General features: G+C 60.9%; 9 protein-coding genes and 1 pseudogene. All 10 read right to left on the bottom strand.

Annotated features, from left to right (window positions below):
• Nucleotides 1-4 precede the first annotated feature (4 nt).
• A complete protein-coding gene (gene bcsD, locus HMPREF3140_RS16500; protein WP_002921529.1) occupies nucleotides 5-481 on the bottom strand; it encodes a cellulose biosynthesis protein BcsD in 477 nt (158 codons plus the stop codon).
• Nucleotides 481-4,533 (bottom strand): cellulose biosynthesis protein BcsC, encoded by a 4,053-nt coding sequence (locus HMPREF3140_RS16495; protein ID WP_032412545.1) that lies wholly within the window; start codon nucleotides 4,531-4,533, stop codon nucleotides 481-483. Before HMPREF3140_RS16495 ends, bcsD begins: the two co-directional genes overlap by 1 nt.
• On the bottom strand, nucleotides 4,530-6,965 hold the full coding sequence (bcsB, locus tag HMPREF3140_RS16490) for a cellulose biosynthesis cyclic di-GMP-binding regulatory protein BcsB (protein ID WP_004215309.1): 2,436 nt from the start codon (nucleotides 6,963-6,965) through the stop codon (nucleotides 4,530-4,532). The genes HMPREF3140_RS16495 and bcsB overlap by 4 nt, the downstream gene beginning before the upstream one ends.
• Nucleotides 6,962-9,073 (bottom strand): UDP-forming cellulose synthase catalytic subunit, encoded by a 2,112-nt coding sequence (gene bcsA, locus HMPREF3140_RS16485; protein WP_004186066.1) that lies wholly within the window; start codon nucleotides 9,071-9,073, stop codon nucleotides 6,962-6,964. Before bcsA ends, bcsB begins: the two co-directional genes overlap by 4 nt.
• Before the next feature lie 19 nt (nucleotides 9,074-9,092).
• Nucleotides 9,093-9,885: pseudogene (locus HMPREF3140_RS16480) on the bottom strand (cellulose synthase operon protein YhjQ/BcsQ).
• Between the two features lies 1 nt (nucleotide 9,886).
• Entirely contained in the window at nucleotides 9,887-10,426 is a 540-nt protein-coding gene (locus tag HMPREF3140_RS16475) for a cellulose biosynthesis protein BcsO (RefSeq protein ID WP_032412548.1), read from the bottom strand.
• A 316-nt stretch (nucleotides 10,427-10,742) separates the two neighbouring features.
• A complete protein-coding gene (locus HMPREF3140_RS16470) occupies nucleotides 10,743-10,922 on the bottom strand; it encodes a hypothetical protein (protein ID WP_004145206.1) in 180 nt (59 codons plus the stop codon).
• Nucleotides 10,923-10,940: 18 nt separating this feature from the next.
• Entirely contained in the window at nucleotides 10,941-11,954 is a 1,014-nt protein-coding gene (dppF, locus tag HMPREF3140_RS16465; protein ID WP_002921784.1) for a dipeptide ABC transporter ATP-binding subunit DppF, read from the bottom strand.
• A complete protein-coding gene (gene dppD / locus HMPREF3140_RS16460) occupies nucleotides 11,951-12,934 on the bottom strand; it encodes a dipeptide ABC transporter ATP-binding protein (protein ID WP_002921785.1) in 984 nt (327 codons plus the stop codon). The genes dppF and dppD overlap by 4 nt, the downstream gene beginning before the upstream one ends.
• Before the next feature lie 10 nt (nucleotides 12,935-12,944).
• A complete protein-coding gene (gene dppC / locus HMPREF3140_RS16455) occupies nucleotides 12,945-13,847 on the bottom strand; it encodes a dipeptide ABC transporter permease DppC (protein WP_032412550.1) in 903 nt (300 codons plus the stop codon).
• Nucleotides 13,848-13,853: the final 6 nt, after the last annotated feature.

Genomic DNA, 13,853 nt, shown 5'->3' with positions numbered 1-13,853 from the left:
CTCTTTATGGATGGTAGTAGAGAAACTGAACGTCAGAGACGGAGAACACCCGCTCACGCTGCAGTATCACGTGGGCACTGCCTCCCTGACTCTGCAGCCAGCGAGAATATAACCCCTCGAGTATGGCACAGAACGCGTTGCACCAGCGCACGCGCCCCGCTTCGTCGCGGCTGACCGGCAACGCCTGATGGCGCAGGCGCAGGCCGTCCTCACCGACATCGATGGTCACCACGCCCCAGTGAAAATGAGTCAGCAGCCGGTTGATATTGGCCTCCAGATCCCCCACCGTCTCCGACGCCGGCAGCGGATGGGTCTCCGCCAGCGAGGCGCCCATCTGACGCAGGAAGGGCTGGCTTTCCAGCTCGCCGGCATTATTTAGCATACCTTCGATCATAATAATCAACAGATCGAACCATCCGGCAGGCGTCTGCTGCTGCTGAAACCAGGTCATCACCACCGGGTTATTGTTCTCCGTCATCATCAATGATCTCCTAACATATAGCGAATATAGAGCCCGGCGGTGCTTTCGTTATAATCCCCGAAGGTGTCATAGCCAATCTGGCCCCCCAGGGTCATTTGTTTGTTGACCTTGTAATCCGCCCCGGCGCGCAGGGTATACCCTATGCCGCTCTTCGAGGTCGCGGAGTAGTAGGCTTCCTTGGCAAACCCATTGCTCACCGCCGTCTCCAGGGTCTGCTGCCACTCCGAATTGGTCGGGAAATAGGCGCTCTTATCCTGACTGTAAGACTGATAGCCCACCGAGCCGCCGAGCTTCATGGTCCAGTTATCATATTTCTCCGTCAGACTGACCGGCAGCGATACGCTGACGTAGTTTTGCGGACTAAAGTAGCCCCCCTGACCATAGGTGAAGTAGCTGAGGTTTTTGGAGTAATCCATATAGCTCATGCTCAACCCGGCCTGCAGCTGGCGGTATTCGTCATGGTAGGGACGAAGATAGACCCCGGCATTGGCGTTGATACTGGTGTTGCTGGCGACGTTCTGCCCCAGATAGCTGTATCCACCGCCGCCGACATAGAAGCCCGCGTCGCCGTCGTCATAGCTCAGCTGCAGGGTGCCGCCGTTTTTCGTCACCTGCCCCCAGGTTTTCCCGGAATAGGCGTCTTTCAGACCCACGTAGGAAAGCAGGCTGTCGGTTAGCGAGCGGCGTTCGCCGGTGAGGATCAGCGACAGATAGTTGGTCAGCTTGGGCGACCATTTCACCCCGCCGACTACGGTATTAAGATCCTGGCCCAACGGCGTGCTGCCGATATCGACCCGGTAATCGTCACCGCTTAACGCCAGCGCCAGTTCGACGCCATTGGCCTTCTGCGAATCGGTCGAGCCGCTGGTCTGGTCAACGTTCGGCTTGCGGCTGGACGAAGAGAGATAGCTGGCCACCTGCCCCGCATCATAGCTCCCGAGCTTCGCCAGGTTTTCCATCCCGCTGCTGGTGGTCGGATTGAAATCTGCCGCGTTCAGGGTGCCGAGGCCGCTTAACGCCTCGGCACCTGGATTGCTGGCGAAATAGGCCGTCCGCTCCGCCTCGGTCATCGAGGCGATCGCCGCCTGCTCGCTGGTGGCGGTACTCACCATGTTGGAGACCGCGTTAGCCAGCGGGTTGGCGCCGTAGCGACGCCAGGCGTCGCCGCTGGCGGTCCCGGCGTTCAACGACACCGGGGTGACGGTAAAGTCAAAGCGCGAGTCGCCAAACGGCGAGGATGACCAGGTCAGCGGCGTCCGGAGCTCCGTCAGCTTGCTGGTGCCCGATTCGCCGTCGCGTCCACGCACGTCCATTCCCCCCTGCAGCCAGCTGCCGGTTTTCTCCTGCAGCGACTCCATCATGGTGTCCACCTGACGCAGCATCCGCGTCTGGGCGGTGTCCACCGGCAGATCGGTGCGCTGGATCCCCGGCAGCGTGGAACCGGGCGCGGCGGCCGACTGGGCAACCTGCCACGGCATGTACTGCCCGTAGGCGGAGGCCGTCCGCGTCGGCGCCGACGTTTGCGACACGCCGATAAAGGGGTTATCCGCCGCCAGCACCCCGCCGACGGTCGGCGTTTCGCTACTGTTGGTGCTTTGCATGCCCAGCAGTTTGCCGCGGGCGCTGCGCAGATAGGTCATCGCCTGCTGATGATGTCCCTGGGCCTCCGCCACTCTCGCCAGCAGCAGCAGGCGATCCGGGGAGTTATCCTGGCGCAAACCGCCGGCCAGCTGTTCAGCACGATCGTTGTTCCCCGCCGACAGCGCCACGTCGATGGCCCCGGCGCGCGCATCCTGGTTCGGCGTATCGCGCGTCATCAGGTAGTCATAGACCACCCCGGCCTCTTTGTTCATTTTGCCGCTCTGGTACAGCCGCGCCATGGCGAACATCAGATCGGTATTTTGCGGATCGCTTTGCATAGCGCGGATCAGCTTGTCATACGCCGCAGCGTAATTGCCCTGCTCGCGCAGGCGGTCGGCTTCGTTGATCACATAGCCATTGCGAATGCTCGCCAGCTGCGTCGGCGTACTGCTGGCCTGCAGCTGCGGATTGCTGATCAGGTTCTGCGCCTCGCCGGTCAGCCCGGCCTGATTCAGGACGGCGATCTGATCGGCGTAATCCCCGGCATTGCCGGATACGCCGCTGCTGATATTGTTGCGCACCAGCGAGACCGCGGTGGTCAGGTCGCCGCTCTCGGCCAGCAGACGCGCCAGCTTGCCGGCGTCCGCCGGGGCTTTTGGCGGCGTGGAGGCCATCGCCCGCAGGGTATTGCTGGCGGCGATGGTATTGCCCTGCGCCAGGTAGTTTTCGGCCGTCACCAACTGCAGGTTGTAGTTCACCCGCTGGCGCAAATCGCGCATGTCGCTGGTCTGGCTGCCGCCGGGAATGCGCGCCAGCAGCGTCTGCGCCTGCTGCCAAGCGCCGTTTTCGCTGGCAAACAGGGCGGCGGCATACAGCGCACTGTTGCTGGCGCCGGGGCGATAGGCCGCCGACATCAGCGAAGAGGCCTCGCTGCCGTTACCCGATTTTTGCAGCAGCCGGGCCAGGTCGAGGCGCAGCCAGGGATCGTCCGGATAGCGGGCGACGCCTTCGCGCAGGGTGGCAATGGCGCCGGCTGGGTTACCGCTGCTGACCTGCGCCTGGGCCTGACGGCGCAGGGCATCGCCCGGCATACCGGCCACCACCCGCGGCTGCAGTTTTTGCCGCAGGCTCTGCGGGAGCTTCTGCAGCATCGCCTGCGCCTCGGCGGATTTATTCTGCTCGCGCAGCACGTAATAGAGGTTTTCCCGCGCCGCCGCGTTCTGCGGATCGTCATTTAACAGTGAGCGCAGCGTTTGCTCCGCCTGGGGCAAATCTTTGTTGTGCCGCAGCACATCGGCGCGGAACAGCTTCGCCGAGGCGCCCTGCGCCCCGCTCTGCTGCGCCAACGGCGCGGAGAGCGCCAGCGCCTGGCTGATATTGCCCTGCTTATAGGCCTGCTGGGCCTGCGCCAGCTGGCCGTAGAACAGCGCATCGGCCGCCTGCTGACGACGGGTCGCCGAGGCGTCGCCGCCGAGGTCCGCGGCCCGGCTCAGATACTGCGACGCGGCCTGGTAGTCGCCACTGCGCTGCGCGATATAGCCCATGCCCGCCAGCGCATCGGCATCCTGGGGGTTAGTCTGCAATACCTCTTCAAACTGCTGCTTCGCGGCGGCGGTATTGCCGCTGTTGAGATTGGCGTAGCCCTGGCCGCGCGCCTGACCGCTGCGCCGTTCGCGAAAGTAATTCTGAACTTCGCTGTCCTGGGGATGCCGCTGCATCCAGGTGTCGTAATACTGCTCATCCCCGGCCTGCGGGCCCAGCCAGAGCAGCGCCTGGCGCAAGCCGCTGTCCGCCTCTTTATTGCCGCTGGCCATCGGCTCGAGCAGGGCGATCCCTTCCCGGCGAGTCTCTTCCCGCCAGGTTAACGCTTTGCCCAGCGCCACCCGCGGGGCGTTCTCCTGCGGATGCTGCGCCACGTACTGGCGCAGCTCGCTGATAGCCTGCGGATAGAGCGATTTGTCGCTGGCCATGGTCAGGTAATATTCCGCCGCCAGCCCGGCAGGCGGCGTATTGCCATTGAACATGCTGCGCCAGGTCGCCAGCGCCCCGGGGATATTGCCTCCGCGCGCCTGCTGGCGGGCCAGGCTGAGCTGGCCCTGCGGCACCTGCGACATCTTTTTGGCGTTGTCCAGATCCTGTAGTCCCGGGCTGTCAGGGGCCGCTTTCGCCAGCCGCGCGCGCCACTGCGCCGCCGCCTGCATATCGCCGCCCTGCTGCGACCAGAGCGCCATCAGATACAGCGCCTGGGTGTTGTTGGCATCCACCGAGAGCACCTTCTGCAGGGACTCCATCGCCAGCTCGTCATGAGATTTCTCATGCCAGTAATTGGCCTGAGCGAACAGCGCCTGTAGCGCCGCGTCGTTCCCCGACGCCAGCGCGCCGCCCGAGGCAGCGAGAGTCAACGCGCCGGTGAGGCAGAACGTGGTGAGCCGACGGGAGGTCTTCATCGTTATTATTATCTTTCTTTTCATTGGTTATCCCCCGAACCCAGACGCTTACGGGCGTGACGTTTAAACATCGCGGTCAGCGCCAGTCCCATTATCGAGGTGGCAATCAGCCCCAGCACCGCCAGGAAACCTGAGTGCTGGCTGGCATACCAGACCGCCATCATGTACCACGGCATCTGACCGCTGGGGAACGGCGTACTCACCTGGAAGCTGCGCACCCCGTTATCGCTGGTGATCACCGCGGTATCGCCGCGGATCCCGGCGTTAATGCGCGGCGATTCCAGATCGGTCTTCAGTCGCGCCAGCTGGTCATCATTGCTGGCCAGCGCCACCACCACCAGGCGGGTGGAATTCCACGGCGAGCGATAGCTGATGAACCCGCGCCAGGCGCTGCTCGACGAAAAGTAGCGATCGGCGTCGAGGCTGGCGGAAGTCCAGTCGCCGGTGAGCCGGCGCTGGACTTTTTGCCACAGGTCTGGCTCGCGGACGCTCAGCACATTATCTACCGGGCGATAGGGTGAGTCGGCCAGCAGGCTCTGGTTAAAGGCCTGCTGATCGAGAGCGGTGACCGCCAGCACGTCACGTTCACGCAGCGACTGCAAATCCCCCCCGCCGGTGGGCATCCCGAGCACGACGCGGTTATTCGCCAGCGCGGTGCCGGTCGCGTTCCCGGAGCGTGCCGCCAGATTCAGCAGGGTCGCCACCTGGGTTTCAGACGGGTCCGCCGGCAGCAGGAGGGTCGTCTGCGAATAGTCCGCCAGCCGCGAGAAGGGGAACGAGGCGCCGACAAAGTAGGAGAGATTGGGCAACAGCGAGAAGTGACGCGTCTTGCTCAAATCGATCCAGGAGTCGTCAGTGATCCGGCTCTTGATATTGTTATTCAGCAGCACCGAACATGGAACATCGTCCTTTGGCACCACATTGAAGTACATCGACAGCTGGTTATCGCCGTAAATCAGGTAGGGCGCCAGCGGGATGGTAAAGCGCTCCTGGCGCGCATCGCCCCCGAGGTAGCGCCAGACTTTCTCCAGCGGCCCCTGCTTGTTCATCGGCAGGTTGTTGAGGAAGGTGCCGTTGAGCGTGACGCTCAGCAAGGACTTGTCCTCATTAATCCAGCTTTCCGACGGGAAGCGGTAGCCAACCTGTAGCGGAATGGTCTCTCCATCCCACAGATAGAGATCGGGCGCGGCGCGGAAGGCGATACGTAAAGGTTCGTGCCAGACGCCGCTGACGGTCGGGCTTTGATCCTTACGCAGCAGCTCGCTGAGCTTGACCGGACGATCGGTGGGGATCCAGCGCGGGGCATCATATGCTTTGCCAACCGGGATGGTCTGCGGTTCGACATCCAGCGTCGCGGTTTGCGGCGCAAAGTTGCCGCGGGTTAACCGCCAGGCGGCCATGCGCAGCGCCGTATCGTTTTTACCGACAATCAGCAGCAGTTTATAGGCCGGATTGGCGGGGTTGGCGATGATGCGCAGCAGCGGCTTATCGGTTTCCGGCAGCATCATGCCGCCCACCTGCTCCCCCGGATGGCCAATCACGATGCCGTGGCGTTCCGGCAGGCGGTCGCGCAGAGCGCTGAAGGCGATGCCGCGATAGTCCGCCTGGATACCCAGCCAGGAGGAGATCAGCGCCGCGGCGCTGAAGACGTCCGCCGACGGCTTGGCCCCATAGGCGACCGCAATGTCCGCCGGGGTCATCTGCATGCTGTCAAAGAAGGGCCGCGGGAAGTGGCTCAGGTCGTCGCTGATGTTCAGCTGCTGGCTTTCCCAGCTGAAATGCGACGTGGGCAGCACCGTCACCCGCGACGTATCATGAATGTCACGCTGGCACTGCAGGGTATCGCCATCATTGATCTTCACGCTCAGGTTATTGCTGGAGACCATCAGCGCGGGCGGAATATCCAGCTGATAATGGGAGACATCCTCGCCATCGGCGCCCAGCGGCAGCGTGCCGAGCGGTTGACCGTTGAGCATCAGCTGCAGGGTGGCGTTGCGGCTCGCCATCTCCGGCGATACGCGAACGGCAAGGCTGAGCTGAGAATGGATCACCACCTGATCGGCAGGCAGGGTAAAGCTGACCCCACCCTGTCGCTGGCCGCCGCTGAGGATAATCCCGTCCGGCATCCCCATCTGCGCCAGATTCAGATCGCCTCCCCAGACCGGAGCGACAGGAATGACCTCCGGCGCGGCCGTGCCGCTCACCGGCGGGGGTAAGTCCGGCATAACCGGCGCAGGGGCCGTCGCCACCGCATCGCCGGCGGTGGCGGGGGCTGCCGGAGAGGCGCCCTCCTCCGGCGAGGCAGCCGGAGGTTCGTCGCCTGGCTCGCTGTCCGCCGCGTCGTTGAGCTGCGGGAAGCTCAGCGGGGCAGCGGAGCCGGAGCCCGGTTCTTCACTGTGTAGCGCAGGCGCAGAGAGCATCCCTGCCAGCAGCGCCAGCGTGGTTAATCGCTTCATAACGTCCCATCCTCCTGCGCCGTTTTCGCCACTGTTGCCCGATTGCGCTGGCTACGACGGGTTTTCCACGTCAGCCAGAACAGTTCGAACACGCAGCGTAAAATGGTGAAGAAGGAGCGGAACGGGTTATCCTGCGGGCGCGGCGGATTAATCCACGCATCCGCGCGGGCCAGCACCACCCGCACCAGTTCACGGCGGCGCGAAAGCGGAATATCTTCATCAAACTTGAGGCGCAGGAAGCGCTCGTCAGAGGTGACCAGCTGGGCCGGAATCGAGATAGCCCCGGACTGCAGGATCAGCTCAATCTCTTCGATGTCATCCTCCAGATGGCGATTATCAGGCGCGACCACGCGGCAGCCGCCCATCGACAGATCCGCGGTATGACTGCGCGAGACGATGCCGCTGGCGTAATGGATCACCACCGGAATATCGACATCGATACGAATGGTTTTTCGCACCTGCCGCGTTTCGCGCGCCACGGCAATCGCCGCCAGCAGGAAGATCAGACTGTAGATCCCCCACCCGACGTTGAGGGCGATAACGTTGGGATCCGAGCCAAAATAGTCATGGCCAATCGCCCGGACGATGCCGACGATCACCCCCAGGGCCAGCAGGCAGGCCACCACCAGGTGCGGGCGCACCACGGTGAAATCGAAGTAGCCGACGTCAAGCAGCCCCCCCTTATCGGTGACGTTGAACTTGCCGCGTTTAGGGAAAATCATCGTCACCAGGGTCGGCAGCACCAGGTGGAAGGCCAGCACAATATCGTAAATTTCCCCCCAGAAGCTGTAGCGATAGCGGCCGTTCATTCGCGAACCGACGTAAATAGCGAGGAACAGGTGCGGCAGGGCATAGGAGACGATCAGGCTCGCCGACGAGTAAATAATATTGAGGTTAAACAGCAGGTAAGCCAGCGGGGCGGTGACAAACACCACCCTGGGCAGCGCGAACTGGTAGTAGAGCATGGCGCTGAGATAGCACAAGCGCTGCTGAAAAGTCAGCCCGCGGCCAAACAGCGGATTATCGACGCGGAAAATCTGCGTCATCCCGCGCGCCCAGCGGGTACGCTGGATGACGTGCACCACCAGGCGTTCAGTAGCGAGGCCTGCGGCCAGTGGGATATCGAGAAAGGCCGACTTCCACCCCAGACGCTGAAACTTCAGCGCCGTATGAGCATCTTCGGTCACCGTTTCGACGGCGAAACCGCCGATCTGCGCCAGCGCCTCGCGACGGATCACCGCGCAGGAGCCGCAGAAAAAGGTGGCGTTCCAGTTGTCGTTCCCCTGCTGAATCGGGCCATAGAACAACATCCCTTCGTTGGGAATGTTGCGTCCGACGGAGAGGTTACGTTCAAATGGATCCGGGGAATAGAAGTAGTGCGGCGTCTGCACCAGAGCCAGCATCGGGTCTTTCAGGAAGCCGCCGACGGTGGCCTGCAGGAACACGCGCGTGGCGACGTGGTCGCAGTCGAAAACGCAGATAAGCTCCCCCTGAGTCAGGGTCAGCGCATGGTTAAGGTTCCCCGCTTTGGCGTGCTTGTTGTCATTGCGGGTGATATAGCCCACCCCAACGTCGGCGGCGAACACGGCAAACTCGCTGCGCTTACCGTCATCCAGAAGATAGATTTTCATTTTATCTTTTGGATAATCAATGCATTGTGCCGCCAGGACGGTATCGCGCACCACCTCCAGCGGTTCGTTATAGCTCGGAATATAGATATCGACCGTCGGCCACTTACTCATATCATCCGGCAGCGGAACAATGCCGCGCTTCAGCGGCCAGACCGTCTGCAGATAGTTAAGCAGTAGCATCACCCAGATATAGACTTCCGCCAGAAAGAGTCCCATGCCGAGAATAGCTTCAATGGACGAGTTGAAGTGCAGGGTCTGCGTGAGGCGAAAATACATGTAACGGGTGGACATCAGCAGCGACGTGACGACCATAATGACCGATACGCTGCGGCGCTTGCTGAAGCCCATCAGAAAGAGAATACCGATACTTAACAGACCAAAAATATACTGCTTTTGGCTGTCCATCGGCGTGATCACCACCAGCACGGCGACCGGTGACAGCACCAGCGCCAGCAACCAAAAAAGAGACTTTTTCATTCAGCAGCCCTGCAAAAAGTTAACGCCCTGACATGCGTGGCTGGCTGTGCACCGTGCCATCGCCAATATGAATACCCAACAGCGAAGATATTTTTTTAGCCATGATTTCAATATCGAAGGCCGCTGCCGAGGAAGCGTTAAAGTCCAGGATCGACTTCTGCGAGGCATTGGCCTCCACCACGCTTTCATCACGATGGATCACGCCAAGCAGTCGCTCGCCCAGTTTCTCTTCCATCAGGCTGGTGACGTCCCGGCTGACCTGGCGACGGCTATCGCTTTGGTTAATGACGAAATAGTGCCCGTGCTTATAATTCAGCGCCGCGCCGGTCAGGCGCTGCTTTTCTACGTGCGCCAGGGTCGACATCGAGGCGGTATCCGCCAGCAGCGGGATAAGATGCAGGTCCGCCAGCCCCGTCAGCGCCTTTAGCGCGGGCGAAGGTCCAGGGGGCATATCGGCGATGGTGATAAGCCCGGGATAATTAAGCAGCGCGGACAGACCGCGCTGGAGGAAATGGTCATTATGGGTCAGTTGCTCATCAAACGCCTGACGCTGCGCCTCACTCACTTCGCCATATGGCAGGACGAAAATATTACTGCCGGCGCTCAACACGCACTGGCTCCAGTCGTGCAGCTCCAGCGCCTTCGCCACATAGCCCCGCTCATCGTTCAGCGGTACGCCAAAATGCAAACGCAGCGCGTTCTGGACATCAAAATCCAGCGCCAGAACTTTGCTGCCCGTCCGCGCCAGCGAATAGGCTAAATTGGCCGCCAGGGTCGTTTTCCCTACGCCGCCTTTCGGTGAACAGACGCAAATCAACGGCATGTCGCGATCCTTTCCAGAAGTGATTTCAAAGGCTGGTCTTTATTTTTCGCCACCGGCTCCGCGCTTTTCGCGGCGAACAGGTGGGCATAGTTCTCGGCGGCGGGCGCGGGTCGGGGGGCCATTCTCGGCGGCGGCGCCATGGCCGGTTCCGACGCCGGAATTGAAGGCGCAGGGGTCGGCGCAGGCTCCTGCCTGACCGGCTCCGGTGCGGCTGCGGCGGTCTCCACGACCGGCTGGGAAGTAACAGGCGCGGCCGAAGCGGCAGACACAACAGGATCAGAGGTTGGCGCCGCTGCTACGGCCGCCTCTACCTGGCGGAACAGATCCGCGGGCACCGACTGCGGCAACGGCGCGGAGACCGAGCCTCCCAGCGCCAGAGAAGAGGGTTTCTCGGCGCCGGGATTTAGCTGATTGAGGATCGCCCAGTCGCCGTGTTCCCGCGTGGCGGCTTGCGAAGAAAGATCCTGAAAGTTGAGGTTTTGCGTCCGCGTTTTTTCTTGAAAGCGCTGCAGATCATCATAATGGTTCATTGATAACCTCATGATTTTAAAAATTTCATATTAAGTTTGTTGTTATTTTCTGGGTATTTAAAAATATCGTGACGCTTCTGGGATGGCAGATAACGCGCCGATGGTGACGTACCAATACACACGATTGACAGGGTTATAATAGTTTAGAATTTGATTTTCGGGATGATTCCACGGCAGAAGTATCGCTACACTAACATTTCCCTTGCAGAAGGGTAGCCCCATTTTTTAGGTATGCGTACATCCTTAACTTCCCGCAATCACCACGCTTCCCAGTCGTTTTTATATAAAAGTATTAGGTCATGATGAAATCATAGCGTCAGATCAGCGAAAGAATAAACCTGAACCATTTTAATTTCTCTTTAATTCTATAAAAATGGACTGAAAGGCTTATTTTTTCGGATAATCTACGAAGAATGCTCTGAGAGCGTGACATAAACTGCGGCAATATGCGTAAGCGCCAGGTTTTATCCACGGCGGGAGAGAAGCTCCCGGCCATGGGACCGGGAGCGCGCCATCAGGCGTGGGACTTTTGCGGATTCTCATCCTGGTCGACGGCAAAGCAGGCCACCAGCTGGCCGCCGTAATCCTTCAGCTGCGGCTGGAGCTGAGTGCAGGGGCCAAAGCGACGGCGACAGCGCGCGTTAAAGGCGCAGCCCGGTGGCGGATTTAGCGGGCTCGGCAGTTCGCCGGTCAGCTTGATCCGCTCGCGCCGGTCGTCTGGGTTCAGACGCGGCGTCGCCGACAGCAGCGCCTGGGTGTACGGATGACGCGGATTGTTGAAGATCTGGTCTTTGGTGCCCTTCTCCACGCAGCGGCCGAGATACATCACCATCACTTCATCGGCGATGTGCTCGACGACCGACAGGTCGTGGGAGATAAACACGTAGGACAGCCCTAAATCCTGCTGCAGATCCATCATCAGGTTCAGCACCTGGGCGCGTACCGAAACGTCCAGCGCGGAGACCGGCTCATCGGCAATCACCACATCTGGATCCAGCATCAGCCCGCGAGCAATAGCGATACGCTGACGCTGACCGCCGGAGAACATATGCGGGTAGCGATCGTAATGCTCGGTTTTCAGGCCCACTTTCGCCATCATCGCCAGCGCTTTTTCACGCCGCTGCTCTTTGCTCAGGCTGCTGTTAATCAGCAGCGGCTCCTCCAGAATCTGCCCCACTTTTTTACGCGGGTTCAGCGAACCATACGGGTTCTGGAACACAATCTGGATTTTTTGCCGCCGCAGCTTCTGCGCCTGCGGGTCGTGCTTAAGCAGATCCTGCCCCTGATAATAGAGCTCGCCGCCGGTGGGGATCTCAATCATCGTCAGCAGACGACCGAGGGTCGATTTGCCGCAGCCCGACTCCCCCACTACCGCCAGCGTTTTACCGCGCTCAAGGGTAAAGGAGACGCCGTCCAGCGCCTTCACCAGCCGTTCCGGGGCGAATAACCCCTTCTTCACCGGATAGTGTTTTTTCAGATCAATGGCCTGCAACAGAGGTTGTGGCGTGGCGGCCTTTTGCGTACTCATAATCCAGGCCTCCCGGCATCATCGAGTGGGTAGTGACATTTAGACTGGCGGCCGCCGGTCAGATCCGCGAGCGCCGGCTCTTCGCTACGGCATTTATCCGTGGCATAGGGGCAGCGCGGATTAAGCAGGCAGCCGTTGGGACGGTCATATTTCCCCGGCACCACGCCCGGCAGCGAGGCCAGACGCGCTTTATCCTGGGCGAATTCCGGCAGCGCGCGCAGCAGCGCCTGGGTATAAGGATGGCGCGGCGCGCGGAAGATATCTTTCGCGTCACCGGTCTCCACCACCTGACCCGCGTACATAACGATAATTTTATGCGCGGCTTCCGCCACCAGCGCCAGGTCGTGGGTGATCAGCACCAGCGCCATATTCTCCTGCTGCTGCAGATCCAGCAGTAGCTCAATGATTTGCGCCTGAATGGTCACGTCCAGCGCGGTGGTCGGTTCATCGGCAATCAGTAGTTTTGGCCGACAGGCAATCGCCATCGCGATCATCACACGCTGGCTCATGCCGCCGGAAAGCTGATGCGGATAGACGTCCAGCCGCGAGGCCGGATCGGGAATGCCCACCAGGTTCAGCAGGTCGATGGCCCGCTGGCGGCGGGTTTGCTTATTACCACCCTGATGGACCTTAATCGCTTCCATAATCTGGTAGCCGACGGTAAAGCACGGGTTGAGGCTGGTCATTGGATCCTGGAAGATCATCGCCACTTCGGCCCCCACCAGCTGGCGCCGCTCTTTTTCAGAGATGCGCTGCAGATCGCGGCCGTTAAATTCCAGTTTGTCCGCCATCACCCGGCCGGGATAGTCAATCAGCCCCATAATCGCCAGCGAGCTGACGGATTTACCGGAGCCGGACTCCCCGACGATACCGACCACTTCACCCTGCTTCACGCTATAGCTGATGCGGTCTACGGCGCGGAACGGCGCGTTTTCATCGCCGAAATGCACCGATAATTTATCTACATTCAATAACGCCATCTCGAACCTCTTACTGCTTCAGTTTGGGATCGAGCGCGTCACGCAGACCGTCACCCATCAGGTTAAATGCCAGCACCGTCAGCAGGATCGCCACGCCCGGGAAGGTGACTACCCACCAGGCGCTCTGCGCGAACTGCAACACGTCGGAAAGCATGGTGCCCCACTCCGGCGTCGGCGGCTGCGCACCCATGCCGAGGAACCCCAGCGCTGCCATGTCGAGAATGGCGTTGGAAAAGCCCAGCGACGCCTGAACGATCAGCGGCGCAAGACAGTTAGGCAGAATATTAACGAACATCTGGCGCATCGCGCCGGCGCCCGCTACGCGGGAGGCGGTCACGTAGTCACGGTTGACCTCCACCAGCACCGCGGCGCGCGTCAGACGCACATAGTGCGGGAGCGCCACGAAGGTTAGCGCCAGCGAGGCGTTGACGATGGAGGGCCCGAAGATAGCCACCAGCACCAGCGCCAGCAGCAGACTCGGCAGCGCCAGCATAATATCGACGACGCGCATGATGATTGAGTCCACCACTCCGCCGAAATAGCCCGCCACCAGGCCGAGCACCACGCCGAGGATCAGCGACAGAACCACCACCAGGCAGCCCACCAGCAGCGACAGGCGGGCGCCGTACATCAGGCGCGACAGAATATCGCGGCCCACGTCGTCGGTGCCGAGCAGATGCGCCATGCTGCCGCCGTCCTGCCAGAACGGCGGCGCCAGCAGCGAATCACGGAACTGATCCGCCGGGTTATAGGGGGCGAGGTAGTTGGCGAATACCGCGATGACGATCATCACCACCACGTATACCAGCCCGACGACCGCCCCTTTGTTGCGTTTGAAATAGTGCCAGAACTCCTGCAGCGGAGTCATGGGTACCGGCGCAGCGATAACTTTATTTTCAGTAACTTGTGACATGATGGC

Origin of the sequence: Klebsiella sp. HMSC16A12 (assembly GCF_001808265.1) — a bacterium.
Taxonomy (GTDB): Bacteria; Pseudomonadota; Gammaproteobacteria; order Enterobacterales; family Enterobacteriaceae; genus Klebsiella; species Klebsiella pneumoniae.
The sequence above is the reverse complement of the archived record's forward strand: the minus strand, read 5'-3'. Positions and strand labels throughout refer to the sequence as shown.

Coding starts and splice junctions, on each gene's coding strand:
- bcsD (WP_002921529.1), bottom strand. CDS start 481: ATGATGACGGAGAACAATAACCCGGTGGTGATGACCTGGTTTCAGCAG.
- HMPREF3140_RS16495 (WP_032412545.1), bottom strand. CDS start 4,533: ATGAAAAGAAAGATAATAATAACGATGAAGACCTCCCGTCGGCTCACC.
- bcsB (WP_004215309.1), bottom strand. CDS start 6,965: ATGAAGCGATTAACCACGCTGGCGCTGCTGGCAGGGATGCTCTCTGCG.
- bcsA (WP_004186066.1), bottom strand. CDS start 9,073: ATGAAAAAGTCTCTTTTTTGGTTGCTGGCGCTGGTGCTGTCACCGGTC.
- HMPREF3140_RS16475 (WP_032412548.1), bottom strand. CDS start 10,426: ATGAACCATTATGATGATCTGCAGCGCTTTCAAGAAAAAACGCGGACG.
- HMPREF3140_RS16470 (WP_004145206.1), bottom strand. CDS start 10,922: ATGGCCGGGAGCTTCTCTCCCGCCGTGGATAAAACCTGGCGCTTACGC.
- dppF (WP_002921784.1), bottom strand. CDS start 11,954: ATGAGTACGCAAAAGGCCGCCACGCCACAACCTCTGTTGCAGGCCATT.
- dppD (WP_002921785.1), bottom strand. CDS start 12,934: ATGGCGTTATTGAATGTAGATAAATTATCGGTGCATTTCGGCGATGAA.
- dppC (WP_032412550.1), bottom strand. CDS start 13,847: ATGTCACAAGTTACTGAAAATAAAGTTATCGCTGCGCCGGTACCCATG.